The organism is Leifsonia poae, assembly GCF_027921845.1.
In the GTDB taxonomy this organism is placed as follows: Bacteria; Actinomycetota; Actinomycetes; order Actinomycetales; family Microbacteriaceae; genus Leifsonia; species Leifsonia poae.
Window position 1 is genome coordinate 52210 of the sequence record NZ_BSEN01000011.1, and the last position, 24887, is coordinate 77096.

General features: G+C 69.7%; 20 protein-coding genes and 1 tRNA gene. 2 read left to right on the plus strand and 19 right to left on the minus strand.

From position 1 onward, the window contains the following. Nucleotides 1-18: 18 nt before the first annotated feature. Nucleotides 19-92: transfer RNA gene (locus PKE84_RS11730), tRNA-Pro, on the plus strand. Between the two features lie 116 nt (nucleotides 93-208). Here the strand turns inward: PKE84_RS11730 and PKE84_RS11735 are convergent. From PKE84_RS11735 to PKE84_RS11790, 12 genes are all read right to left on the minus strand, one after another. Then, on the minus strand, nucleotides 209-1222 hold the full coding sequence (locus PKE84_RS11735) for an LLM class flavin-dependent oxidoreductase (RefSeq protein ID WP_271177434.1): 1014 nt from the start codon (nucleotides 1220-1222) through the stop codon (nucleotides 209-211). Between the two features lie 141 nt (nucleotides 1223-1363). Beyond that, on the minus strand, nucleotides 1364-1945 hold the full coding sequence (locus tag PKE84_RS11740) for a hypothetical protein (protein WP_271177435.1): 582 nt from the start codon (nucleotides 1943-1945) through the stop codon (nucleotides 1364-1366). Nucleotides 1946-2000: 55 nt separating this feature from the next. Further along, complete coding sequence (locus tag PKE84_RS11745; protein ID WP_271177436.1) at nucleotides 2001-3854, minus strand: DUF4012 domain-containing protein; 1854 nt, start codon at nucleotides 3852-3854, stop codon at nucleotides 2001-2003. A gap of 75 nt (nucleotides 3855-3929) precedes the next feature. Then, nucleotides 3930-5240 (minus strand): UDP-glucose dehydrogenase family protein, encoded by a 1311-nt coding sequence (locus PKE84_RS11750; protein WP_271177437.1) that lies wholly within the window; start codon nucleotides 5238-5240, stop codon nucleotides 3930-3932. Between the two features lie 3 nt (nucleotides 5241-5243). Then, a complete protein-coding gene (locus tag PKE84_RS11755) occupies nucleotides 5244-5909 on the minus strand; it encodes a thymidine kinase (RefSeq protein ID WP_271177438.1) in 666 nt (221 codons plus the stop codon). 115 nt (nucleotides 5910-6024) lie between these two features. Further along, complete coding sequence (locus tag PKE84_RS11760; protein ID WP_271177439.1) at nucleotides 6025-6720, minus strand: helix-turn-helix transcriptional regulator; 696 nt, start codon at nucleotides 6718-6720, stop codon at nucleotides 6025-6027. Beyond that, nucleotides 6717-7931 carry a hypothetical protein gene (locus PKE84_RS11765; RefSeq protein ID WP_271177440.1) on the minus strand — a complete coding sequence of 405 codons (1215 nt, stop codon included), beginning with the start codon at nucleotides 7929-7931 and terminating at the stop codon, nucleotides 6717-6719. The genes PKE84_RS11760 and PKE84_RS11765 overlap by 4 nt, the downstream gene beginning before the upstream one ends. Continuing rightward, complete coding sequence (locus tag PKE84_RS11770; protein ID WP_271177441.1) at nucleotides 7928-9121, minus strand: sensor histidine kinase; 1194 nt, start codon at nucleotides 9119-9121, stop codon at nucleotides 7928-7930. Before PKE84_RS11770 ends, PKE84_RS11765 begins: the two co-directional genes overlap by 4 nt. Nucleotides 9122-9392: 271 nt before the next feature. Beyond that, nucleotides 9393-10526, minus strand: a complete 1134-nt coding sequence (locus tag PKE84_RS11775) for an Rv2578c family radical SAM protein (protein WP_271177442.1) — start codon at nucleotides 10524-10526, stop codon at nucleotides 9393-9395. Between the two features lie 57 nt (nucleotides 10527-10583). After that, nucleotides 10584-12245: an ABC-F family ATP-binding cassette domain-containing protein gene (locus tag PKE84_RS11780; RefSeq protein WP_271177443.1), complete on the minus strand. Its 1662-nt coding sequence runs from the start codon at nucleotides 12243-12245 to the stop codon at nucleotides 10584-10586. A gap of 268 nt (nucleotides 12246-12513) precedes the next feature. Further along, on the minus strand, nucleotides 12514-13989 hold the full coding sequence (locus tag PKE84_RS11785; RefSeq protein WP_271177444.1) for a malate:quinone oxidoreductase: 1476 nt from the start codon (nucleotides 13987-13989) through the stop codon (nucleotides 12514-12516). Nucleotides 13990-14088: 99 nt separating this feature from the next. Next, nucleotides 14089-14508: a hypothetical protein gene (locus PKE84_RS11790; RefSeq protein ID WP_271177445.1), complete on the minus strand. Its 420-nt coding sequence runs from the start codon at nucleotides 14506-14508 to the stop codon at nucleotides 14089-14091. A gap of 100 nt (nucleotides 14509-14608) precedes the next feature. Between PKE84_RS11790 and PKE84_RS11795 the strand changes: the two genes are divergently transcribed. Continuing rightward, nucleotides 14609-15217, plus strand: a complete 609-nt coding sequence (locus PKE84_RS11795) for a MerR family transcriptional regulator (protein WP_271177446.1) — start codon at nucleotides 14609-14611, stop codon at nucleotides 15215-15217. Between the two features lie 33 nt (nucleotides 15218-15250). On the opposite strand, the gene PKE84_RS11800 is transcribed toward PKE84_RS11795, so the two are convergent. From PKE84_RS11800 to PKE84_RS11830, 7 genes are all read right to left on the minus strand, one after another. Further along, entirely contained in the window at nucleotides 15251-16324 is a 1074-nt protein-coding gene (locus PKE84_RS11800; RefSeq protein WP_373877140.1) for an aspartate-semialdehyde dehydrogenase, read from the minus strand. A gap of 78 nt (nucleotides 16325-16402) precedes the next feature. Then, nucleotides 16403-17689, minus strand: a complete 1287-nt coding sequence (locus tag PKE84_RS11805) for an aspartate kinase (protein ID WP_271177448.1) — start codon at nucleotides 17687-17689, stop codon at nucleotides 16403-16405. A gap of 96 nt (nucleotides 17690-17785) precedes the next feature. Next, on the minus strand, nucleotides 17786-18382 hold the full coding sequence (gene recR / locus PKE84_RS11810) for a recombination mediator RecR (protein WP_271177449.1): 597 nt from the start codon (nucleotides 18380-18382) through the stop codon (nucleotides 17786-17788). Nucleotides 18383-18385: 3 nt separating this feature from the next. Further along, nucleotides 18386-20893: a DNA polymerase III subunit gamma and tau gene (locus tag PKE84_RS11815; protein WP_271177450.1), complete on the minus strand. Its 2508-nt coding sequence runs from the start codon at nucleotides 20891-20893 to the stop codon at nucleotides 18386-18388. A 43-nt stretch (nucleotides 20894-20936) separates the two neighbouring features. Further along, nucleotides 20937-22217 (minus strand): acyl-CoA thioesterase/BAAT N-terminal domain-containing protein, encoded by a 1281-nt coding sequence (locus tag PKE84_RS11820; RefSeq protein ID WP_271177451.1) that lies wholly within the window; start codon nucleotides 22215-22217, stop codon nucleotides 20937-20939. Beyond that, complete coding sequence (locus PKE84_RS11825; RefSeq protein WP_271177452.1) at nucleotides 22214-23542, minus strand: acyl-CoA thioesterase/bile acid-CoA:amino acid N-acyltransferase family protein; 1329 nt, start codon at nucleotides 23540-23542, stop codon at nucleotides 22214-22216. Before PKE84_RS11825 ends, PKE84_RS11820 begins: the two co-directional genes overlap by 4 nt. Further along, nucleotides 23539-24882, minus strand: coding sequence for an acyl-CoA thioesterase/bile acid-CoA:amino acid N-acyltransferase family protein (locus PKE84_RS11830; protein ID WP_271177453.1), 1344 nt, complete (start codon nucleotides 24880-24882; stop codon nucleotides 23539-23541). Before PKE84_RS11830 ends, PKE84_RS11825 begins: the two co-directional genes overlap by 4 nt. Nucleotides 24883-24887: the final 5 nt, after the last annotated feature.

Sequence of the window (24887 nt, forward strand, 5' to 3'; positions counted from 1 at the left end):
TTGAGGCCCTCGGGCCATCGGGGTGTGGCGCAGCTTGGTAGCGCGCTTCGTTCGGGACGAAGAGGTCGCAGGTTCAAATCCTGTCACCCCGACGCATGGTTAGAGACAGAAAGAGGCGGGTCGCCCAGCGACCCGCCTCTTTCTGTCTCTAACCATGCTCGCTGGTGTCTATCGGGGCCCCAGCCGCGAGGGGCCCCGGGCGCGGGCGTCAGCCGAGAACGTCGGCCACGATCTCGAGCGAACGCACACGCCCCTCGATCGTCGCCGCGCCTGACGACACCATCAGCTCGTCGACGCCGGTCGAGGCGAGCAGCGCATCCAGCCGGGTCCTCACCTCGTCGGGCGTGCCGATCGCCTGGCGCGCGTTGCGGGACGCGATGAACTCCTCCTCCATCGGCGAGAACTCGTAGGCGAGTGCCTCCTCGATGCTGACCGGCTGCGGCTTCGCCCCCTGGCGCATCCGGAGGAACGAGAGCTGGCCCGGCAGCGACAGGGCTCGCACCCGCTCCGGGTCTTCGTCGGAGATCACGTTGACGGCGATCATCGAGTGCGGCTCACGCAGGATGTCGCTCGGCTCGAACCGCGAGCGGTACAGGTCGAGGGCCGCCTCGGTGTTGTCGCCGGCGAAGTGGTGCGCGAAGGCGAAGGGCAGTCCCAGCGCCGCAGCGACCTGCGCGCTGTATCCGCTCGAGCCGAGCAGCCACATCTGCGGCGCGTCTCCGAGCCCCGGCACCGCCGTGATGCTGTGCAGGGGGTTGGCGTCGCTCATGCCGCCGTAGAAGAAGCCGAAGAGGTCGAGCAACTGCTGAGGGAAGTCCTCGACGCCGAGGCCCTCCGTGCTGCGGCGCAGCGCCATCGCCGTCGCCCCGTCGGTGCCGGGCGCGCGCCCGATGCCGAGGTCGATGCGGTCGCCGTAGAGGGCACGCAGCGTGCCGAACTGCTCGGCGACCACCAGCGGCGCGTGGTTGGGGAGCATCACTCCCCCGCTGCCGACCCGGATGCGCGATGTCGCGCCCGCGATGCCGGCGATCAGCACGGCGGGAGCGCTCGACGCGATCGCGGGCATCCCGTGGTGCTCGGCGACCCAGAAGCGCTGGTAGCCGAGGGACTCCGCGGCTTGCGCGAGGCGGATGGTGCCGGCGACGGCATCCGCGTTGCTGCCGTCGTGGGGACGGCTGGCCAGGTCGAGGACGTTCAGGGGGATGCGGGACTCGGTACTCACCTCTATGGCAACCGGGCAGGCGCCCGGATGATTCCGACGGTTCGGATGATTCCGACGGTTCGGACCATTCCGACGTCGCGACGCGAACGCCCTCCCCGCGAGCTGCGGGAAGGGCGTCGGCGTGTGATTCGCAGGTACGCGTCAGGAGTTGGCGTGACGACGGCGGACCGCCGCGATGATGGCGAGGGCTATCAGGCCCGCGACGATCAGTCCTCCGCCGACCCAGGCGAGGTAGCCGGCGACGATGGAGCCCGTCGAGGCGATGCTGCTCCCGCTCGACGTGCTCGAGGACCCGGTGCTGGATGCGCCGGCCGCCGTGTCGGCCGGGATGACCGTGACGGTCGCCGCGGCTTCCGCGTGGCTGGACGCGCCCGTTCCCGTCACCGTGTACGCGCCGCTCGCGTCGCTCGGCACCGTGATCTGCAGCACCGAGCCTCCGGTGCTGGACGCGGCCTTGGTGGCGTGAGCGGAGCCCACCGACGTGCGGTACGAGGCGAGGGAGGCGTCCGCGCCGTTCTCGCCCGAGACCGTGTAGGCCACGGACTCGTTGGCGCCGAACGTGCCGTCTTCACAGGTCAGGGTCGTGGTGCCGCCGGCCGGGACGGTGGTTGGGCTGATGCTGCAGGTGCCGCCCGCCGTCTCCGGTGCGGCATTTGCTGCTGCCGGTGCCGCGAGGGCGACGGCAGCACCGACGATCAGTGCCGCCAGGAGTTTCTTGGCCATTTCGAAGCCTTTCGCAGTCCGGCGTATCACCGGAGGGTTTGAACGTGAATATTGCTCATTTTACCGTGTCGCCGCAATCGAGAGCAATGACCGACGCGCCCCCCATACCGGGGGTGGAAGCCGTGGTTCGAGCCGCGTGGAGGGTGGGCGTGATCGTGAGCGACATCCCCGTCTCGGTCTGCTTCATGTTGAGCAGATCGACGGTGACCGTCTTCGACTGACCGGGCGCGAGATCCACCGTGAACACGCTGACCGGCCGCTGATCGTCGGTACCGGCGATCGTCGGGTAGTTGACATCGCCACTGCGGGTGGCCGTCAGCAGACCGCCCTCGGGGCCGTACACGGCCACCCTGGTACGGATGTTCCCCGGAGCGAGCCCGAAGTAGCCGTTGCCGGTGACGTACGCCGGCAGGGTGGTCGCCGCATCGGCCGGAGCGTTGTTGGCGAGGGTGACCCTGACCTGCGTGGACGGGGTGCCGTCGGTGCGGCAGAGAGCAGTGCCTGCCGCGACGGACGCCGTCAGGTAGTAGTCCATTTTGGCGCCGGTCGCGTCGTTGAAGTAGACGCCGATGCCCGCGGTCGACGGATCAGACTCCGGCAGTCGCCCCGCGAGCGTGGTCGACGCGAGCACCTTCTCCTCGGCGGCGTGGGCGCTCCAGATGAGCATCCGGTGGTCTCCCCCAGCCTGGGCCAGCGCCTTGACGAGCTCCGTGCCGTCCGCCGACCCCGAGGCCACGGCACTGAACACGGACCCGGCTGCGGACGCGAAGAAGGCATCCTGCTGGGCGGGATCGCTCCAGCGGCGGTAGACATCGCTGAGCAGCAGCTGAACCGCGTTGGAAGCAGAGAGCATGTCGCCGGTCGACAGCGGGACGGGACCGGTCGCCTTGAGCAGATAGCTCAGCGCCACAGGATCGATGGTGAGCACGCCGTCGATCTTCCCGCCGAACTTGGCCGTCCAGAGCGCAGACACGTTCTTCGCCGCCAGCGGGAAGTCCGGGGTCAGGTTGACCGCCTGGATCGCGTTCGCGAGGAACGGCCCGTACAGCCCTGTCGACGAGGCGGGGACGACCGCGATCGGCTGAGCAAGCGGCCGGAAGCTCGAACCCGACGCCTGCGAGATCAGCGAGATCTTGCCATGGTCCGCCCGGATGAGCGCGAGCGCGCCGATCAGCCCGCCCGTCGCCCGCAATTCGGCGGGGTTCTGAGCGAGAAGGAGATAGCTGCGCTGACCGTCGGCACCGAGCATCGCCGGCAGGAGGCGCGCCGAGTTGCCGACAGCGTCGACGGCCGGCGCCGCGTTCTCGAGCATGCCTCTCAGGTGCTTCACGGCGTCGTGAACCGGACCGATGGTGGCGTCCACGTCGATGCCATCGACCGACGCCTCCGCCTCGTGGAAGGCGATCTGCGCGCGTTCCACCACCGGCTGCGCGCGTTCGAGCGGGGTGAGGTCGATCGCCCCGTTGACCGGCTTGATCCGCGAGGGGTCGGCGTCCTTTGCGACGCTCACGAGCGGCGCGATCACCCGGGTCGCGAGCGTGTCGGTCGCGGCGGCCGCCGTGCGCACGGCCGAGAGGTTCTGGCCGATGCCCGGGACGATTTCGACCACGCGCCAGACCGGGTCCCCGGTGAGCGAGGCCGCCTGCGCCGCATGGCCGCGCAGGTGCTCTGCAGCTGTGGCAGCGGCGGCCGTGTCACCGGTCGTGATGGACGCCTGCACGGTCCTGACGTACGGCGCGGCACTGTCGAGCTCGCGCTTCGCCATGAGCCCCCGGATGCTCACCCAGGCGACGATGATGAGGAGTATGAGCACGACGAAAGCGATCGACCAGCCCACGATGCGACGCGTGTTCGGGCGGCGGCGGGAGGGCCCGCCGGGGCCTGCTGGAGTGAGACCGTCGGTCGCCATACGACTAATCTAACAATTCCTCACTTTTTGGGTGAGGTTTTCATACCCCCAAACCGGGGACGCGTGAAAGGGCGCTCAGCGCCCCAGGCCGCGGTACTCCCAGCCGGCCTCGCGCCAGGCGGCGGGGTCGAGGCTGTTGCGCCCGTCGATCACGCGCTTGCCCGCCACGAGGGAGCCGACCGCCACCGGGTCGAGACCGACGAACTCGGGCCACTCGGTGAGCAGTACGACGACGTCGGCGCCGCGGAGCGTCTCCTCGATCGACGACTCGTAGGTCAAGTGCGGCGCCAGCATCCGGGCACGCTCGATCGCCTGCGGGTCCGTCGCGACGACGTCGGCACCCGCGTCGGCGAGCTTCATCGACACGTCGAGTGCCGGCGAGTCGCGCACGTCGTCGGAGTGCGGCTTGAACGCCAGGCCGAGCATGGCGATCCGCTTGCCGGCCAGGTCGCCGCCGACGGCCTCGGAGGCGAGCTGCACCACACGGGTGCGGCGGCGCAGGTTGATCTTGTCGACCTCGTCGAGGAAGGCGATCGCCTCGCCCTTGCCCAGCTCGCGAGCCCGGGCACTGAAGGCGCGGATGTCCTTCGGCAGGCACCCGCCGCCGAACCCGACCCCCGCGTTGAGGAAGCGGCGGCCGATGCGGGCGTCGTGACCGATGGCGTCGGCGAGCTTCGTGACATCGGCTCCGGTGACCTCGGCGATCTCGGCCATCGCGTTGATGAACGAGATCTTGGTGGCCAGGAACGCGTTCGCCGACACCTTCACCAGTTCGGCCGTGGCGTAGTCGGCGACGATCACGGGAGTGCCCTCGGATACTGCGCTCGCGTACACCTTGTCGAGCACGCGCGCCGCGTGCTCCCCGGCAGCCCCCTCCGGAACGCCGTAGACGAGGCGATCCGGCTGGATCGTGTCCTGAACCGCGAAACCCTCGCGGAGGAACTCGGGGTTCCAGACCAGGGTCGCGCCGGGCACCGTCGATGCGACGAGGTCGGCGAGCCTGGCCGCCGTCCCGACCGGCACCGTGCTCTTGCCGACGAGGAGGTCGCCGGTCTTGGCGTGGGCGAGGAGCGAGGAGAAGGCCGCGTCGACGTAACGCATGTCGGCCGCGTCGCCGCCCGCCACCTGAGGCGTGCCCACCGCGACGAAGTGCACATCAGCGCTCGCGGCGTCGGCGAAGTCGGTGCTGAATCGCAACCGGCCCGAGGCCAGTCCCGCACGCAGGATCTCTGGCAGACCCGGCTCGAAGAACGGTGCCGTTCCCGCTGCCAGCTGCGCGATCTTCGCTTCGTCCACGTCGATTCCGACGACGTCGTGACCCATTTCGGCCATGGAGGCCGCGTGCACGGCTCCGAGGTAGCCGCATCCGATGACTGAGATCTTCATGGTTCAGCTGAAGTCCGCGTCGGGTTCGCTCGAATACACTGCACTCTCCAAAGGCCATCGCCCGTTGTTCAGCACTCCCTGGCTCTCCTGAAGGTAGCAGGCGCCGCAGAGCGATTCGTAGCTGACGGAGGCTCCGTCGATGGCGACCTGGTCACCGTCGAACACGAACACTCCGTCGATCTTGCGCGCATTGAAGATCGCCTTGCGGCCGCAACGGCAGATCGTCTTGAGCTCTTCGAGACTGTGGGCGATCTCGAGCAGTCGCCTGCTGCCGGGGAACGCGACCGTCTGGAAGTCGGTGCGGATGCCGTAGGCGAGCACGGGGATGTTCTCGAGAAGCGCGATGCGCAGCAGGTCGTCGACCTGACCTTCGGTGAGGAACTGCGCCTCATCGACGAGCAGCGCGCTCACATCGCGGTCGTAGCGCTTGATGGTGCGTTCGCGGTGCTGCTGGAACTTGCCGTAGGCGTCGGTCTCCGGCGCGATCAGGAAGTCGACCTCGCGCGTGACGCCGAGGCGCGACAGGATGCCGAGGTCGCCCTTGGTGTCGATCGACGGCTTGGTGAGGAGCACACGGTGACCGCGCTCTTCGTAGTTGTAGGCGGCCTGAAGCATCGCGGTGCTCTTACCGCTGTTCATCGCTCCATACCGGAAATAGAGTTTTGCCACCAGACGATCCTATTCGGTCGTACAGACTGCTCGGTTCAACGCCGGGCAGGCACCGAAGGCACCGCAGGCACTACCGGCACTGCAGGCACTACCGGCACTGCAGGCACCGGTGGCGTCAGGTCAGATACCCGTCTTCTGCCGCGCGCCGGATGAGATCCGCTCTCGAACTCGTGTGCCGTCCGACCTTTCCGTACTTCTCGCGCACCCGGCGCAAGTAGGTCTTCGCCGTCTCGTACTGCACGTTCATCTCGCGTGCGACCTCGGATGTCGTGCGACCGTCCGCGTAGAGCGTGAGCGCGTGCCGCTCGCCATCGCTGAGGTGGGGCTTCTGGGCTTCCGGAATGATCGGCCGGGGTCGCCAGGCCGTCTCGGGAGCCTTCGACGACACAGCGCCACCCTCTGCGGAACCCGCCGGACCGCGGCCCATCGCGGCGAGCGCGGCCTCCAGCACCTCGCTCATCGGCTGCGTCTTCGTGAGGTAGGCGACCGCGCCCGCGGCGAGTGCCGCATCCCGGTCGTCCTGCGTGTCCATCGCGCTGAGCACGATCACTTTGGCACCCGCCGCCCGGCAGGTGCGCACGCGGGCCCCGATCGAGACGGACTCCCGCAGCTGCAGGTCCATGATGACCAGGTCGGTGGGGAACGCGTCGCTGTGCACCAGCTCGAGCCAGGTGCTCGCGCGCAGGACGAGATCGAACTCCGGCGCATGCTTCTCGATCCAGCTGGCGAGGCTGTCGAGCAGGAGTTCGTGGTCGTCGAGGAGGGCGAGGCGGATCGGTGGGGCGGGGGTTTCGGAGGGTGCTGTACTCATCGGTTCTCGCCTCCAGGGTACGAGAAACGCAGCGTCAGTTCGTCACCGGCGAGGTGGAGGGACGCATTCAGCCCGACGGAGCGCAGCGCGCTGAGGAACGGGAGCAGCTCGCGCCGGAGCTGCCGCCGCGGCTCCGCGGTGCGGCAGGTGAGCGCGAAGGCCGGATGCGACGGGTCGGCGGCGGCGATCCGCACCGATGCGGGATCCAGGGACGGAAGCTTGGCGACGGTGCTGATGATCGCACCGACGATGGCCCGCTGCTCGTCGCTCAGCGCGCGCTCGAGCCGATCCGGGTCGGAGACCCGCGACGAGTCGGGCACGGCGCGCGGATCCTCCCCGCGCGCTGCCAGGGCCTGCGCGAGCGCTTCACCCAGCCAGGTGCGGTCGACGGCGGCGATCGACGCGTTGCGCAGCGCCGTCGCCAGGTCGCGCGCGCGTTCCGCATCGGCCGCGGTGATCTCGCCGCGTTCCAGCACCGCCGCCAGGAACGGAGCCGTCGCCTCATTGAGAGTGGTGTTGGTCTCCTGACTCACCATGCGCTGCGCGGTGTCGCGGAGCTCCGGTTCCAAACGCGCCTGCCCGTCGCGCGCGACTTCGCGCCAGGCGAGCGTCTCGCCCGTCATCGTCCACGCGTAACCGGCCCCGCCGCAGGCGAGCGCGATGATCGGTGTCGCCGCGACCGAGGCGTACACGAGGGAGGCGTTGGTGATCGTCAGGAAGGGGGCCTGCACTGCTGCCGCGATGCCCAGGATCACCGCTGCGACCGCCGCGACCGAGATGACCTCGGAGATCGGGCGGTACAGGCTCATTGTGGTGACGACGAGCGCGACAGCGATCTGACCCCAGTCGTCTTGGATGCGCTCATTGTGCCCCCACATCGACGCCGTGAACAGACAGGCGGCGACGACGGTCACGGCGACCACCGACAGATGCGACCACCGCCCGAACGGCGCGAGCCCCGGATACGATCGCAGCGAATAGACGACTCCCCCGACCGCGAGCACGATGATCGCCCACCAGGCCAGTGACGGATGCACAATCTGTGCCGCATGCGACACGGTCGAGTACACGGCGTACGTCAGGGAGATCACGCTCAGCACGGGCACCAGCAGCCAGGCGGACTGCGCCCCGAGCGGGTCGAGACGCTGGGGGGTGCGTTCGAGCGGGTTGGTCCGCAGCCGCATGATCGCGGCGTCGTCGAGCGCGCTCACGATGCGATCGCCTCTTCGTCGTGGTCGATCGGCACGGCGAGCAACACCGTCGTCCCGACATCCTGACTCGAGAAGATGGTGACTGTGCCGCCGACCCGCTCGATGCGATCGTGCACCGACTGGCGCAGCCCGAGGCGGTCGGACGCCGTGGACGACGGGACGAAGCCATGACCCTCGTCGACGACCATCACCGTGACGACATCGCCGGACGCCGAAATGGCGACCTCGGCGATCGCGCTCCCCGAGTGCCTCAGCACGTTCACCAGGCACTGCCGGGTCGCGAGCCCGAGGGCGCGCCTGCGGTCGGCGCTCAGGCGTCCGAGTGCGCCGCGCTCTCCGGAGAGGTCGACGGTCAGACCCTCGTCGCGCGCGAGTTCGACGGCTTCGAGCAGTTCACTCTCGTACCAGTCTTCGCGCCGCACGTCGCCCGCCGCGGCCGACCGGTCGCGCCCGAGGCTCAACAGGTCGGCCTCGATCCGTTCGCGGAGTCGCGGCGAGAGCGGACCCGGTTCCGATCCGGCGATCGCCAGCAGCTCGCTGAGCACCGTGTCGTGCAGCTCGGCGATCGAGTCGGCGATCAGGTCGCGGCGCAGCTCGATGAGCCGCATGTCGCGAACCGCCCGGTGGATGGCCGACTGCGTGCGGCCCCTGGACCCACGGGTGAGGCCGTCGAACGTCAGGATGCCGATGAGGAGCAAGTAGGCGCCGAGCGAGATCGCGTCGGTGCGGAACGTGCGGCCGGCGACCGTCGCCGCGAAGAACACCGCGGCCTCCGCCAGGGCGAAGCCGACTGTCGCCCACAGCACCCCCGACAGCGCGCCCGTGCCGGTTCCGCCCACGAGGGTCATCGCGACGATCGGCAGCGCGATCACGAACAGGTTGGTGTCGTGGTAGCTCGGGGTGGCGGTGAGCAGCGCGAGCACATAGAAGAAGGTGCAGATCGCGCCGACGAGCAGATAGGCGATGGTCAGCGCCACGGTCCGCCGGCGACCGAGCATGATGAGCAGGCCGACCATGGGGACCAGCGCCAGGATCGCCAGCCAGGCGTAGCGATCGCCCGAACCGGCGCTCGAGACGACCACGTTGACGAGCGCTGCGCCGAGGCAGACCGCGCCGGCCCAGCGGGCGGCGACCGCGATGGCGCGCGCGTTCGCTCGGATCGACAGATGGCTCGGCAGGCCGAGTGACATGAGACGCACCCCCTTCGCTGGTCGCATCGCTTCGACGTCACCGAACGATCGGGCCGCCGTGCCTGCTGTCGGCGTTCGCCCGGTGGCGTCGCCGGCATGCGTCCGGTCGACGGGGTCCGGGTCGGCCGACGGTGACGCTCCGGTCGGGGCTTCACCACCGGGAATTATGCCATCGAATAGGTCCCGTGTGTACCCCGAATTCCGGGGACATGTACCCCGGCCGAACGCCGATGTGCACTTCGGCGGACCGTAACGCGCCCCCCATCGGGGATCAGAACAGAGTCGGCTGGACTCCGAGTATGGTGACGCCGAGCGTCTCCCCGCCCACTTCCTCGGCGATGACGCCGGCGCCCGCATCCGCCATGGCCGCCGTGCGCCTGCGCTCCCCCTCGGCGTCGCGCATCGTGCCGAGCGCCGTCGACCGCACCCCGCCGGTCACGGGATCCTCGACGCCGCGTTCGAGGCCGTGCGCACGGATCAGCGGCTTGATCTTCGCCGCCAGCCAGCGGCGGTAGTCCTTCGGCGGGTACGTGCCTCCCAGATACATCTTCCGGTACAGCGGAAGCAACTGCGGATGCTCGCGCTCGAGCCACAGGTAGTACCACTCCTTCACCCCCGGCTTGAGGTGCAGAGCGGTGTAGAGCACCGAGGTGGCGCCCGCCTCCTTCGCCTGTCGCAGCGCGTCGTCGAGATGAGCGCGCGTATCCGTGAGGTACGGAAGGATCGGCATCAGGAACACGGAGCAGTCGAGACCGTGCTCACGAACGGCGGTGACCGTCGCCAGCCGCGCCTTGGTGGTCGGCGTGCCCGGCTCGACGGACTGCTGCAGCTCGTCGTCGTAAACGGCGATCGACATCGCGATGTCGACGGGCACCCTGGTCGCCGCCTCGGCCAGTCGATCGAGATCGCGCCGCAGCAGGGTGCCCTTGGTCAGGATGCTGAACGGCGTGCCCGAGTCGGCGAGCGCATCGATGATCCCCGGCATCAGCGCGTAGCGTCCCTCCGCCCGCTGATACGGGTCGGTGTTGGTGCCGAGTGCCACCGGATGGTGTCCCCAGCTCGGTTTCGTCAGCTCCTTATGCAGCACCTCGGCCACGTTGACCTTGACGATGATCTCCTGATCGAAGTCCTTGCCGCCGTCGAGTTCGAGGTAGGAGTGCGTCGGCCGGGCGAAGCAATAGACGCACGCATGGCTGCACCCGCGGTACGGGTTGATCGTCCAGCCGAACGGCATCGCTCCCCCGCCGCCCGGGATCTTGTTGAGCGCCGACTTCGCGAGCACCTCGTGGAACGTGATGCCCGCGAAGTCGGGAGTGCGCACGGAGCGCACGAGGTTGTTGAGCCGCGCGAGCCCTGGCAGGGTCGACGGCTCCTCAGCCGTGAGTTCTTGCCCGCTCCATCTCATGCTGATATTCGAACATATGTTCGAATCTTAAGCAAGCGACCGAGGGGCGCGCGGCTCTCACGACACGAGGCGCCCGGCCGACATCTCGATGCGCTCCCCGCTCCAGTTTCCGCGCAGCCAGCGATCGTGGCTCGCCACCACCACGGCGCCCGGGTAGCCTCCGAGTGCCTCTTCGAGTTCCGTGGCCAGCGACAGCGACAGGTGGTTCGTCGGCTCGTCGAGCAGGAACACGTGCGGCGGCTTCGCCAGGATGAGCGCCAGTGCCAGCCGGCGCTGCTGCCCGATCGAGAGCCGGCCGACCTCGCGGTCCACATCGCGCGGGGCGATGAGGCCGAGACCGGTGAGCGGCCGCGCTTCGGCACGACGCTCCCCCAGCTGCTCCTCGTAGATGCGGCGCGGACTCGCCGACGGATCGGCGAACCGCACATCCTGCTCGAGCAGACCGACCCGCAGACCCTTGCGACGCGAGATCGCTCCCGAGTCCAGCGCGAGCCGCCCCGCCATCGCCGTGAGCAGCGTCGACTTGCCGGCGCCGTTGTGGCCCGTGATCAGGATGCGCGACTGCGGCTCGACCCGGAAGGCCTCGACCCGCAGGCGGTCGCCGATCCGCGCATCCGTCACCTGCACCAGCAGACCGGTCTCCTCACCGAGGGCGTGCGAGCCGGTCGGGATGCCCGCGAAGCTGAGAACGGCCGGGGGCTTGCGCACCTGGTTCTCGCGGAGATCGTCGAGGCGACCGGAGGCGTTCTTGATCCGCCGGCTGATCTGCTTGTCGAGAGCACCTCCCTTGAACGACTTCGCGAACTTGTCGTTGTCGCGCACCTTGCCGCTCCAGGAGATGTCGCGCGCGGTGACCTCGACCGCGAACTTCAGAGCCTTCAGCTCGTCTTGCTCGGCGGCGAACTGCTTCTCCCAGCGCGCGCGCTCGTCGGCCTTCGCCGCGAGATAGGCGCTGTAGCCGCCGCCGAAGACCGTCGTGCCCGACCGCGAGGGATCGAGATCGAACAGTCCTGTCGCGACAGCGTCGAGGAAGGCGCGGTCGTGGCTGGCGAACACCACCGGACCGCGCCACGACGACAACTGCCGTTCGAGGAAGGCGGCTGCAGCGTCGTCGAGGTGGTTGGTGGGCTCGTCGAGCAGCAGCGCATCCGGCCGCTCGAGCAGCAGCGCCGCCAGGGCGAACCGGCTCCGCTGACCCCCCGAGACCTCCGCCAGTGTGCGGTCGAGCGGGATGTCTCCGACACCGAGCCCGTCGAGCAGCTCGTCGCGGCGCGCATCCGCGCTCCAGATCTCGGCGCGTTCGGCCGCAGCAAGCGCGCGCTCGTAGCGCGCCGGCGCCTCCGGATCGTCTCCGGCGAGCTGGTGCGCGGCGAGTTCGAGCGTGCGCTCGATGGCGCGCACGTCGGCCAGCGCATTCTCGATCAGCGCCGAGAGGGTCTCGGACGGGTCGAACCGCACCTCCTGCCAGAGGATGCCGGTGCGCTCCGGCCGCGCGAGCACGCCGGAGTCGGGCGCCTCCGCACCCGCGAGGATGCGCAGGAGCGTCGACTTGCCGACGCCGTTCTCGCCGATGAGGCCGAGACGGGAGCCCGGCGCGACGGTCAGCGAGACATCCGTGAGCACCCGGCGGTCGCCGTAGCTCTGGGACACCCCGTCGGCCTTCAGGTAGCCGGCCGTCGACGCGGCGATGTGTGACGTTGATGGGATGGTTTGTGGCATGAGAACCGCCTTTTCGAGCGCTCCGAGGAGCCGGTTCCCGCCGGGCATGACCACCGACAGCCGCGCCGGAGCGCTGAAGAGCGATGATCGGAAGACCATCTGGCTATGTCGGCGGCGCCACGATGTCATGAGCGACATCGTCAGGTCGAGCCTCGGGCGCGGGACGAAAGGAGATTCCTACTTCATAGCGTCGTCGAGGCTAGCAGTCCCGCGACGCACCTGTCCAGCATTCCCGCCGAACTCGCATCCTGGTGGCGTGTTTTCAGCGTTACTGCGTCAGGTGCAGGGTCTCCGCTGTGGACGCCATGACCTTCTGCGCGTCCTTCGGACGGTCGTTGAGCGTGCTGCCCATCGTGGGGATGAGCGCGGTCAGCGTCGGCACCCAGCCGTTGTACTGCTCCGGGAAGCAGCGCTTGAGGACATCCAGCATGATCGGCACCGCCGTGGACGCACCCGGCGATGCTCCGAGCAGACCCGCGATCGAGCCGTCGGCCGACGCGATGACCTCGGTGCCGAACTGCAGCACGCCGCCCTTCTTGGCGTCCTTCTTCATCACCTGCACGCGCTGACCGGCCGTGATGAGCTCCCAGTCCTCGCTCTTGGCGGTGGGCATGAACTCCTGCAGGGCCTTCATCTTCTTCGCGCGATTGGCGAGCAGCTCGCCGACCAGGTACTTGATGAGGTCGAAGTTGTCTTTCGCCACGGCGAGCATGGGGATGAGGTTGCTCGGGCGCACGGAGCCGGGCAGGTCCCACCAGGTGCCCGTCTTGAGGAACTTCGGGCTGAACCCGGCGTACGGGCCGAACAGCAGCGACGCCTCGCCGTCGACGACGCGGGTGTCGAGGTGCGGCACCGACATCGGCGGCGCTCCGACCGCTGCCTTTCCGTAGACCTTGGCCTGGTGCTGCGCCACGATCTTCGGGTCGCTGGTACGGAGGAACTGCCCCGAGATCGGGAAGCCGCCGAACCCCTTGATCTCCGGGATGCCCGCCTTCTGCAGCAGGTGCAGCGCGCCGCCGCCCGCCCCGACGAACACGAAGCGTGCCTTCACCTCGTGCGGCGTGTGGCCGACCATGTGGAGCACCTTGAGCCGCCAGAGCCCGTCTTTGGTGCGCTTGATGCTGCGGACCTTGTGGTTCAGGGCGATGTCGGCTCCACGTCGCGAGAGGTCGTCGACGAGCGCCCGGGTCAGGGCGCCGAAGTCGACGTCGGTTCCGGAGGCGGCGCGGGTCGCGGCGATGCGCTGCTTGGCGTTCCGCTTCTTCGTCAGCAACGGTGTCCACTCGCCGATGACCGCGGGGTCTTCGCTGTACTCCATGCCGGCGAACAGCGGCTGGTCCTTGAGCGCCTCGTACCGCTTGCGCAGATAGCGCACGTTGTCCCGGCCGCGCACGAACGTCATGTGCGGGGTCGAGTTGATGAACGTGTTCGGTTCGGGCAGATCGCCGGCGGTCACCAGGCTCGCCCAGAACTGACGGCTCAGCTGGAACTGCTCGTTGATGCTGATCGCCTTGGCCGGGTCGACCGAGCCGTCCGCCGCCTCCGGCATGTAGTTGAGCTCGCAGAGGGCGGCGTGGCCCGTCCCGGCGTTGTTCCACGGGTTCGAGCTCTCCTGGGCCACTTCGCCCAGGTTCTCGTAGAGGCGGATGGTCCAGTCGGGCTGTACACGCTGGATGAGGGCTCCGAGCGTTGCGCTCATGATGCCCCCGCCGATCAGGACGACGTCGATGGGAGAATTACTCACCAGACAATCCTACGGTGCCCTCGCTGTGCACCTGCCCGACCCGCGATCCGCCCCTCCCGCCGTCCGGGACGGCTCTCGGCAGGAGAGCGTTCGCTCTCGTCAGGAGAGCGCGTTCGCGCCGGCGACGATCAGGCCGATGCCGGCGACGAGCAGGCTCACCGTGAGCAGTCCGAACCCGATCCAGATCAGCGCCTTGACGCCGTTCGGGCGCTGCGGGTCGTGGCCGATGACCGAGAGGAAGAACCCGGCGGGGATCAGGATGGCCGACACGAGCACGCCGTCGGCGCCGAAATGGGCCCAGCCGGTGATCCCGGCCGCATCGAGCAGCAGAAGCACCACGAGACCGAGGATGACGAGCACGCCGGCGTGGGCGTGCCCCGCGCGGAAGAAGCTCTTCTGCAGATCGTTCGCCCCCTGCTTACCGGTGACGACGCGGAGCATGAAGGTTCCGCCGTACGCGATGGTGATGACCGCGAGCACGACGATTCCGGCGGTGATGGCGCTGGCGGGCTGCAGCATGACGTCCTCCTACTGGATAGTGTTGGTATCCAGTAGCGTAGATAGTGTTACTATCCAAGTCAAGAGCCGCGTCATCGATCGAGCGGCGGAGGAGCAGGGCATGCGGATCTCGCAGTTGTCATCGACGACCGGGGTTCCCGTCGCGACGATCAAGTTCTACCTGCGTGAGGGCATGCTCATGCCGGGTGAGGCCACCAGCGCGACCCAGGCGCTCTACGGTGAGGCGCACGTGAGACGTATCGCTCTCATCCGGGCGCTCTCCGACGTCGCCGGACTCCCCCTGCAGAAGGTGAAGGTCGTACTGGCGCTGATCGAGCATCCGGATGCCTCGCTGTTCGACACCCTCGGCGAAGCCGTCGCCGCCCTTCCGCCCTACCTCGACACCGCGCCGCCCTATCCGCGGGCGCAAGCTGCGCTGGCGGAGGTCGGCCAGGTGTTCGATCCTCAGTACGCCGCGGTGGCGCAGCTCGAACGCGCGCTCGAGGCGGTGGAGACCGCCGGCATCCCGATGACGTCCGATCGGCTGTCGGTCTATGCCGAGCATCTCCGGGCGATCGCGGCGTACGACCTCGCGCAGATGCCGGCCGATGCCGAAGCGGCGGTCGAGTACGCCGTGCTCGGCACCGCCCTCTACGAACCGATCGTCGCCGCACTCCGCCGACTTGCGCACCAGGACATCGCCGCCCGGATGCTCACGCCGGAGGAGTGAACGCCGGAGGAGTGAACGCTAGAGGAGTGAACGCTACGCCGAGACGGGCGACGCGAGACGTTCGGCGACCAGCTCGGCGATCTGCACGGCGTTCAGCGCCGCACCCTTGCGCAGGTTGTCGTTGCTGATGAACAGCGCGATGCCGCGGCCGTTCGGCACGCCCTCGTCCTGACGGATGCGGCCGACGAAGCTCGGGTCCTTTCCTGCGGCCTCGAGCGGGGTCGGCACGTCGGTGAGCACCACGCCGGGTGCGTTCGACAGCAGCTCCTCGGCGCGGGCTGCTGACAGCGGGCGCGAGAACTCGGCGTTGATCGAGAGGGAGTGACCGGTGAACACAGGGACGCGCACGCAGGTTCCGCTCACGAGGAGGTCGGGGAGACCGAGGATCTTGCGGCTCTCGTTGCGGAGCTTCTTCTCTTCATCGGTCTCGTTGGCGCCGTCGTCGACGATCGATCCCGCGAGCGGGATGACATCGAAGGCGATCGGGCGCACGTACTTCACCGGCTCGGGCATGGCCACAGCCGAGCCGTCGTGCACCAGCTGGAGGAGGTTCTCGTCGGCGACCGCGGTGCGGATCTGGCCGGCCAGCTCCTCGGCGCCGGCGAGGCCCGAACCGGAGACCGCCTGGTACGTGCTCACGATGAGGCGCTCGAGGCCGGCCTCCTCGTGCAGCACCTTGAGAACGGGCATGGCCGCCATCGTGGTGCAGTTCGGGTTGGCGATGATGCCCTTGCGCGCATCCGCGATCGCCTCGGGGTTCACCTCGCTGACCACCAGCGGGACGTCGGGGTCCATGCGCCAGCCGCTCGAGTTGTCGATCACGATCGCACCCGCCTCGGCGAACCGCGGGGCCTGTGCCTTGGCACCGGTGGCGCCCGCGGAGAAGAGCGCGATGTCGATGCCGGAGACATCTGCTGTCGCCGCGTCTTCGACCACGATGCTCTCGCCCTTGAACGGGAGGGTCGTGCCGGCCGAACGCGCGGAGGAGAAGAAGCGGATCGCCTTCACGGGGAAATCGCGCTCTTCGAGCAGGCGGCGCATGACGCTTCCGACCTGGCCGGTGGCGCCGACGACGGCAACGGTGAACGCGGGTGTCTCGGTCACGATGGGCCCTTCCGGTGGATGGTGTTGATGAGTCGAACGATGGGAGGACGCCGGCCATTCCCCGCCGGCGCCGCTTGACGCCTAGCGGCCGGTGCCGGCGTAGACGATGGCCTGGGTGTCGCCGTCGAGACCGAAGGCGGAGTGCACGACCCGCGCGGCCTCGTTGACGCTGTCGGCGCGGGTGACGACCGAGATGCGGATCTCGCTCGTGGAGATCATCTCGATATTGATGCCCGCGTCGAACAGCGCCTCGAACAGCTTCGCGGAGACGCCGGTGTTGGTGCGCATGCCGGCGCCGACGAGAGCGAGCTTGCCGATCTGGTCGTCGTACTGCAGCGACTGGAAGCCCACGTCCTGCTGCTCCGCCTTGAGGGCGGTCAGCACCCGCTGGCCCTCCGACTTCGGGAGGGTGAACGAGATGTCGGTGAGACCGGTCGCCGCAGCCGAGACGTTCTGCACGATCATGTCGACGTTGGCCTCGGTCTTGGCGACGATCTTGAAGATCTGTGCCGCCTTGCCCGGCACGTCGGGAACACCGACGACCGTGATCTTGGCCTCGCTGAGGTCGGTGGCGATACCGGCGATGATGGGCTCTTCCACGGTTCCATCCTTCTTCTTCGCGGCCTCGACCGCTGCTTCGTTGAGCACGAGCGTTCCCTCGTTGTTGTTGAACGACGAGCGCACGTGGAGTGTCACGTTGTGGCGGCGCGCATATTCCACCGCGCGGATATACAGCACCTTCGCGCCCGCTGCGGCCAGTTCGAGCATCTCTTCGCTGCTGATCCGGTCGATCTTGCGCGCGCTGGGCACGACCCGGGGGTCGGAGGTGAAGACGCCATCGACGTCGGTGTAGATCTCGCACACCTCGGCGCCGAGGGCGGCCGCAAGGGCGACGGCGGTCGTGTCGGAGCCGCCGCGACCGAGCGTGGTGATGTCGCGGGTGTCGCGGTTGAACCCCTGGAAGCCGGCGACGATCGCGATGGCGCCTTCGTCGAGGGCGTCGCGGATGCGGCCGGGGGTGACGTCGACGATGCGGGCGGCACCGTGCTGGGCGTCGGTGATCATGCCGGCCTGGCTGCCCGTGAACGACCGGGCGTCGTAGCCCATGCTGCGGATCGCCATGGCGAGCAGGGCCATCGAGATGCGCTCTCCGGCGGTCAGCAGCATGTCGAGTTCGCGCGGCGCCGGGATGGGCGTGACATCGTGCGCGAGGTCGAGCAGTTCGTCGGTGGTGTCGCCCATGGCGGAGACCGCGACGACCACTTCGTTCCCGCCCTTGCGGGTCTCGACGATGCGTTTGGCGACGCGCTTGATGCTCTCGGCGTTGGCGACGGAGGACCCGCCGAACTTCTGCACGATTAGGGCCACGAACACTCCTGGGATCGGCGGCTGAGAAGCCGGAGCGTCCATTCTATCCGGCGTCGCTTGCTGGCTCCGGAATATGACGTGGACGCGGGACGGGCCTCAGGAGACGATGCGCCGGCCCTCGAACGCGCGGCCGAGTGTGACCTCATCGGCGTACTCGAGGTCGCCGCCGACGGGCAGGCCGGAGGCGAGGCGGGTGACGCGTATCTCGAGCGTGGTGAGGAGGCGGCTCAGATAGGTGGCCGTCGCCTCGCCTTCGAGGTTGGGGTCGGTGGCGATGATGACTTCCTGCACCGTGCCGTCGGCGAGGCGCTGCATCAGCTGCCGGATGCGCAGGTCGTCGGGTCCGACGCCGTCGATCGGGCTGATCGCTCCCCCGAGCACGTGGTAGAGCCCCCGGAACTCGCGGGTGCGCTCGATGGCGACCACGTCTTTCGCCTCTTCTACGACGCAGATGAGGGCGGGATCACGGCGGGGGTCCCGGCAGATCGTGCAGGTCTCCTGCTCGGAGACGTTGCCGCAGATCTCGCAGAACCGCACCTTGTCGCGCACCTCGAGGAGCACCTCGGCGAGACGGGTGACGTCGAACGTCTCCGTCTGCAGGATGTGGAACGCGATGCGCTGCGCCGACTTCGGCCCGATGCCGGGAAGGCGGCCCAGTTCGTCGATGAGTTCCTGGACGATTCCTTCGTACACGTATTACCTCGACCCGGCAGGCGGTGCCGCCTGCTCTTCGATGAATGTGGCGCCGAGGATCTCGCGCACCACGGCCTCCCCGTAACGCTGCGGCGCCTGGAAGGTGGGGGTCCGCGCGCCGGATGCCGGAGCGGAGGTCGACGACGCCGATGCCGACGCGGGCGTGCGCTGGGCGCGGGCGGCCGGTGCTGGCGCTGCCGCCGCGGCCGACGGTGCGGCCGAGGCCGGTGCCGACGTGGAGGGAGTGCCCGCTGCGGATGCGCGGGGCGGGATTCCTCCGTCGTCGGTCGGCTCTGCCCATTCGCCTTCCGGCTCGGGCGGCAGCGGCGGCTCGTAGGGCGGCTCGATCTCGGGCGGCGGCACGTCGTCGTAGGGAACTTCCCGCTCGAGGGTCGCGACCGCGCCGGCCGGTGCCGACGATCGGGCGGATGCCCCCGCTGGTGCCTCGACCGCCGACGGCGGCAGCGGGGCCGCGGCGGCTGCCGCGTCACCGGCGCCGGGGATGGCGACGGTCGCCCATTCGGTGGTGGATGCGGCCGAGGTGGATGCCGAAGCGGACGCCGAGGCAGCCGGCGACGACGGCGCCGAGGCGCGAGCCGCCGCTGGTGCCGCAGCACCCGGCGCGGAGGCTGTCGATCCCGCGGCGGCGGAGCCACCGGATGCGCCCGACGCTCCCGAGTCCCCGGATACGGCGCCACCGCGCGAGGCGGCAGGTTGCGGTGCCGGCGTCGAGCCCGCAAGCGGAGTCTGCGTCGGCGCAGACGGGCCGCTCGAGGCCGCTCCGTCGGCGCGGGCGATGAACTTGACCCGGATGCCGAGCACGTCGACGATCGCCTGACGCAGGTATTCGCTCACGCCGAGCGCGTCGCCCGTCTGCTGCTGCCGGAACCCGGCCACATCGTTGTCGCTCGTGAACGACAGGGTGAGAACGTCGTCGACGAGCGAGCGCACCTGGGCGGTGAACACGACCATCCAGGCGCTGCGCTTGGCCCGCTGCACCGCGTCGAGGATCTGGGGCCACGCGTCCTTGACCTGCTGCGTGCTGACCGGACCGACGGGGGCGACGGATGCAACGGGCGCCTCAGCGGCGGCGGACGGAGAAGGAGCAGCGGTCGGCTCCGCGGAGTCGGTGGGTGTGGCATCGGCGGGTGCGGACTCCGGCGCCGCTGCCGGCTCGGCAGCCGTCGACGTCGCGGCCGTCGGAGCGGGGGTCGGCGCAGCAGCAGGGGCAGCCTCGGCACGGGCGGACGCCCCGGCTGCCGGCGCAGCGGCCGGTGCCGGCGTGGCTCGCGCAGCGGCACGCGCCGTTTCCGGTGCCGCCGTGGAGTCACCGGACACCGCGTCGCTGACGCCGACCCGGCGCTCGAGACGCTCGACGCGCGCGAGCGCCCCGCGCTCGGACTCGTCGCTCGACGGCACGAGCACGCGCGCGATCATGAGTTCGAGGTGGAGTCGCGGCGACGTGGCGCCGGTCATCTCGGTGAGCGCGGCGTTCACGATGTCGGCGGACCGGGAGAGCTCCGCGGCACCGAACTTCATGGCCTGCATGCTCATGTGGTCGAGTTCGTCCTGGGGCACCCCGCGCAGCACCGCAGCGGCGCCCTCCGCGCTGGTCGCGGCGACGACGATGAGGTCGCGCAGGCGCTCGAGGAGGTCTTCGACGAACCGACGCGGGTCCTGACCCGTCTGCACGACGCGATCGACAGCGGCGAACGCTCCCGCGGCATCCCGCGCGGCGATCGCGTCGATGACCTCGTCGAGGAGGGCGGCGTGCGTGTACCCGAGCAGCGCGACCGCGCGCTCGTAGTCGACCGTGTTGTTGTCGGAGCCTGCCATGAGCTGGTCGAGCAGCGAGAGGGTGTCACGCGGCGAGCCGCCTCCGGCCCGCACGACCAGCGGCAGGACGCCGGGCGCGACGGTGACGCCCTCGCTGTCGCAGAGGGTCTGCACGTACTCCAGCATCTGCGCCGGCGGAACCAGGCGGAACGGGTAGTGGTGCGTGCGCGACCGGATGGTGCCGATGACCTTCTCCGGCTCCGTGGTGGCGAAGATGAACTTGACGTGCTCCGGCGGCTCCTCGACGATCTTGAGCAGCGCGTTGAAGCCCTGCGGCGTCACCATGTGCGCCTCGTCGAGGATGAAGATCTTGTAGCGGTCGCGGGCGGGGGCGAAGATGGCGCGCTCCCGGATGTCGCGGGCGTCGTCGACGCCGTTGTGGCTGGCCGCGTCGATCTCGACCACGTCGAGCGATCCGCTGCCGTCGCGGCTCAGCTCGATGCAGCTCGAGCATTTGCCGCACGGGGTGTCCGTCGGCCCCTCCGCGCAGTTGAGGCAGCGGGCCAGGATGCGCGCCGACGTCGTCTTGCCGCATCCGCGTGGACCGCTGAACAGATAGGCGTGATTGACCCGGTTGGTGCGCAGTGCCGTCATCAGCGGCTCGGTCACCTGCGACTGCCCGATCATCTCGGCGAAGGTGTCTGGCCGATAGCGGCGATACAGTGCGGTAACCACCCCCTCATGCTACTTGTCCCCACTGACAGTCGGTCCGGTCCGTTCAGCCTTCACGGGAGGCGCGCAGTGTGGCGGCGATCGCCGTCCACAATCGCACGCGAGCGTTCTCGGTGGCCTGCGCATAGGGCGCGCCCGGCAGGTACAGCGGCGTGTACGGCGGCACGTAGAAGAGGTGGGTCGCGTCGGGTGCGACCAGCATCGTGTCGCCCGGGTGCTGACCGCGCGCCTTCGCGCCGGCGGCCAGCCACGCGCATCCGTTGTCGAGCTGCTCGTCGTGGCCTGCGCAGCCGAGCACGAGCGGCCCCCGGATGCCCGACAGATCGAGCACGGCCGCCGCATTCACGGTGCGCGTCCCGGAGTTGCACGGCACCCAGCTGCCGTTGATCGTCACCGACGGGTTCGGGACGGGTGAATTGCAGATCAGCCCGGTCGTCCCGGCCGGGGCGATCGCGCCGTACACCGTGTCCGAGTAGGCCACCGCCGTCCAGAGCGCGAGCTGTGCGCCGCGGGACGTGCCGAACGTCAGGATGCGTTCGGGATCGACACCGGGTTGCGCGCGCAGCCAGCTGAGCGCCGACGCGAAGCGTTCCGCCGGGAAGACGTGCGTGAGATCGACCTGACCGGCCGATCCGAAGGCCGAGAGCGCGAGCGCCGGATAGCCGAGCGCGGCGATCTCCGATGCGGCCAGCACTCCGGTGGGGGTTCCGCTGTCGGTTCCGTCGAAGACGATCACGGCCGGCCGCAGCCCGGCCGACGAGGTCTTCGGCTCGAAGAAGTCCCCGCTGATGCCGTCGTCGAACACGGCGCGCGAGGGGGCGGCAGAGGCGAGCCCCGTGCGGTGCACGGTCGTGTGCGCGACCCTGCGTCCGTCGATCAGGGCGGACAGCGCGACCGCCATCCCGGATTCGCCCCAGGTCTCGTCCGAGGTCGCCTGGGTTCCGGCGCTGTTAGCGAGCGACCAGAACAGTCCCATCCCATCCGCGCCGTGGAAAGCGGCGGAGAGCGGCGCCTGGGTGGCCAGGTCGACCTCGCCGTCGGGCGGCACGGCGTACACCGCTCGCGACGTCCACACCGCTCCGGACGTGACCGTGGCGGTCACCGTCACGTGCTCCCCCGGCGGCAGCGCCAGCATCCGGATGCCCACCGGCTGCCACACGGGGCTCGGATCGCTGCTCAGCGAGAACCGCGGCCCCACGCCGTGCGACGCGTTCCCCGGCACCGAGCATCCGGACAATGCGGCGAGCGCGACCAGGGCCAGTGCCGCGGCCCCGGCGACCCGGGACAGCATGCGGCGCACGCCCCCGGTCAGTACTCCCCCGGTCATCGGCGCGTCTCCGCACTGAGGATGCCCCGCACGTCGGCCCAGAACTGCGCGCGCGCGTCCTCCGTCGCCTGTGCGACCGCCGGCGAGAGTCCCTGAAGGCCGACGGGGACGACCGGCGGTGTGGAGATGGAGTGGGCCGCTCCCCGGGCGACGAGGTAGATGTCGCCCGGCCGCTCGCCGCGGGCGATGCGGCCGGCACCGAGCCACTCGCACGCATTGGCGAGGATCTCGTCGCGCTCCCCGCAAGCCAGCAGCAACGGGCCCGGGATGCGGTCGAGTTGCAGTTGCGCCGTGTCGGCGATCGTGCGCTGCGGGTCTTCGCACGGCACTGGTTCGCCGTCCTCCGTGAGCACGGCCGATCCCGCCGAAGACGTGCAGAGGAGGGCGGTCGTCCCGCTCGCCGCGAACGCCCCGAAGACGGCTCCCGGCCGGTGCGTCGCGTACCAGAGCGCGAGCTGCGAGGCACGCCAGGTGCCGTACGTGAAGACGCGCGCGGGATCGACGTCGTGCTGGCGTTGCAGCCAGGTGAGGCCGTTGTCCAGGTTCTCGGCCGAGAGCGCCGCCGACCCCGGGATCTGCCCCTCCGGCCCGAACGCCGTGACGACGAACGTCGGGTATCCGGAACTCGCCAGCTGCGAGGCGACGAAGGCGGCGCTCCCGCCACCGTCGTCTCCGTCGATCAGCAGCACGGCCGGCCTCCGGGAGACGAGCCGCGGGTCTGGATCGTAGAAGGTGCCGATCCTGACGTCGAAGGTGGTGCCGCCCGGCGCCGTGTTCTGCGCGCCGCGGATGAGGTCGCCGGCGAACACGAACTGCACCGACACCTGGTGGCCGAAGCCCGTGCGGTAGACGGTGGTGGCGGCGACCTCCCGTCCGCCCTGCGTGGCAACCAGCCGGATGTCCCTGTCGCTGATCGCCCACACGTCTTCGAGCTGCACCTGGCTCAGAGACGGCCCCTGCATCGTCCACAGCAGGCCCGCCTGGTCGGCGCGCGCATAGGGCGCGATGAGCGGTTTATCGGAGTGGAGGTCGACGATGCCGGAGGGCGGCACGGAGTACACCGCGCGCGACTCCCACGGACCGGTCGTCGTCCTGGTCGTCGCGGTGAGCACCACGGTCTCGTCCGGCTGCAGGCCGACCAGCGAGATCGCGACCGGGTCGGTGATGCCTGAGCGCGGCTGATCGATGACGAAGTGGGCGGGAACGGATGCCGAGCCCCCGACGCAACCGGCGAGCGCCGACGTGAGCACGATCGCGACCGCCGAGGCTGCGATCGTCGAGGCACGACGCCATCGGATATGCCGGCTCTGGATGCCGCCGGTCATTGACGCGCGGCTCTCAGCAGCACGGCGCCCACCGCATCCCAGAACGCGATGCGCGCCTTCTGGGTCGACTGTCCGTCGCCGGACGGGAGAGCGATCGGCAGGCCGGGCGGCACGGTCATGGCGTGGGTGGAGGCCGGCGCCTCCACGAGGCGATCGGAGGCTCGGGCGGTGTGCGTGGCGAGCACGGCGCGCTGCCACGCGCACGAGTTCGGAAGGACGGCGTCGTGACCCGCGCAGCCCAGGACGACCGGACCCCTCACCGACCCGAGCGGGATGACCGAGCGCGCATCGACCTGCGTCGCGTCGCGAACGCACCGGAGACCGACGCCGTTCTCGAAGACCGGGGCGAAGTCGCCGGCTGCGAGGCAGAGGTGCGCCGAGACCCCTCCCGCCCCGATCGCGCCCGCGAACCGGCCGCCGAACCGCGCCGCCGCCCAGAGCGCGAACTGCTCGGACTGCGACGTTCCGTACGCGAAGATGCTGCGCGCATTCACATCGGGGCGCGATTGCAGCCAGTCGAGCACGGCGGCGACCGTCGAGGAGTCGATCGCCCCGGCCGCGTGCAGCCCATCGGCGTCGCGCGCCATCGGGAGCACGAAGACGGATGCCCCGAATTGGGCCAGCAGCGGCGCGACGTAGTCGGCCGAGGCGCCAAGGGCCGGATCATCGAACACGACGACCGCCGGCGTGCGGGGCCTTTCGATGGAGGTGGCACTGTAGAACCGGCCGATGGGACCGTTCTCGTGGGTCGTGGGCGGGGGCGGGTCGGGCAGGCCGAGCGGCGGTCGCCGGTCGCCTGCCCGGGCGGACGCGGCGTCGAGATCGCTGCTGTAGACCGTGATGGGACCACGCGTCGTGCCGAGACCGTCGAGGCGGAAGACCCTGCTCGCCACGACCCGCCCCGCGTCGTACACGTCGATCGTCACCGGAAGAGTCGTGCGCATCCAGAGTTTCAGAACCTCCGATGGCGTCAGGCTCGGTCCGCGCAACGACCAGAAGAGTCCGGCGGAGTCGGGCTCGGTGAACCGGGCGAGCTGCGGGCGCTCGATGGCCAGGTCCACCGTGCCCGTGCCCGGCACCGTGTAGGTCGCGCTCGAACTCCACACTCCGCGCTTCGTCGGGACCGTCGCCACCAGCCGGAGCCGACTTCCCGGCTCCGCTCCGACGAGCTGGAGTGGAACCGGCCAGAGCACGGTGGTGTAGCGGATGAGCGGCGGGGTCACGAAGTGCGGCCCCACGTCCGGGCCCGGCGAGGCGCCGCAACCGCCGAGCAGCGCGGCGACGGTCAGCGCGCAGGCGACCAGGATCGCCGTTCGACCGTTGCGCCGTCGCCACCGCATGACTT

Excerpts from the sequence above, each read along its gene's own strand:
- PKE84_RS11740 (WP_271177435.1), bottom strand. The coding sequence starts at position 1,945 with ATGGCCAAGAAACTCCTGGCGGCACTGATCGTCGGTGCTGCCGTCGCC.
- PKE84_RS11745 (WP_271177436.1), bottom strand. The coding sequence starts at position 3,854 with ATGGCGACCGACGGTCTCACTCCAGCAGGCCCCGGCGGGCCCTCCCGC.
- PKE84_RS11750 (WP_271177437.1), bottom strand. The coding sequence starts at position 5,240 with ATGAAGATCTCAGTCATCGGATGCGGCTACCTCGGAGCCGTGCACGCG.
- PKE84_RS11760 (WP_271177439.1), bottom strand. The coding sequence starts at position 6,720 with ATGAGTACAGCACCCTCCGAAACCCCCGCCCCACCGATCCGCCTCGCC.
- PKE84_RS11770 (WP_271177441.1), bottom strand. The coding sequence starts at position 9,121 with ATGTCACTCGGCCTGCCGAGCCATCTGTCGATCCGAGCGAACGCGCGC.
- PKE84_RS11775 (WP_271177442.1), bottom strand. The coding sequence starts at position 10,526 with ATGAGATGGAGCGGGCAAGAACTCACGGCTGAGGAGCCGTCGACCCTG.
- PKE84_RS11780 (WP_271177443.1), bottom strand. The coding sequence starts at position 12,245 with ATGCCACAAACCATCCCATCAACGTCACACATCGCCGCGTCGACGGCC.
- PKE84_RS11790 (WP_271177445.1), bottom strand. The coding sequence starts at position 14,508 with ATGCTGCAGCCCGCCAGCGCCATCACCGCCGGAATCGTCGTGCTCGCG.
- PKE84_RS11795 (WP_271177446.1), top strand. The coding sequence starts at position 14,609 with ATGCGGATCTCGCAGTTGTCATCGACGACCGGGGTTCCCGTCGCGACG.
- PKE84_RS11820 (WP_271177451.1), bottom strand. The coding sequence starts at position 22,217 with ATGACCGGGGGAGTACTGACCGGGGGCGTGCGCCGCATGCTGTCCCGG.
- PKE84_RS11825 (WP_271177452.1), bottom strand. The coding sequence starts at position 23,542 with ATGACCGGCGGCATCCAGAGCCGGCATATCCGATGGCGTCGTGCCTCG.
- PKE84_RS11830 (WP_271177453.1), bottom strand. The coding sequence starts at position 24,882 with ATGCGGTGGCGACGGCGCAACGGTCGAACGGCGATCCTGGTCGCCTGC.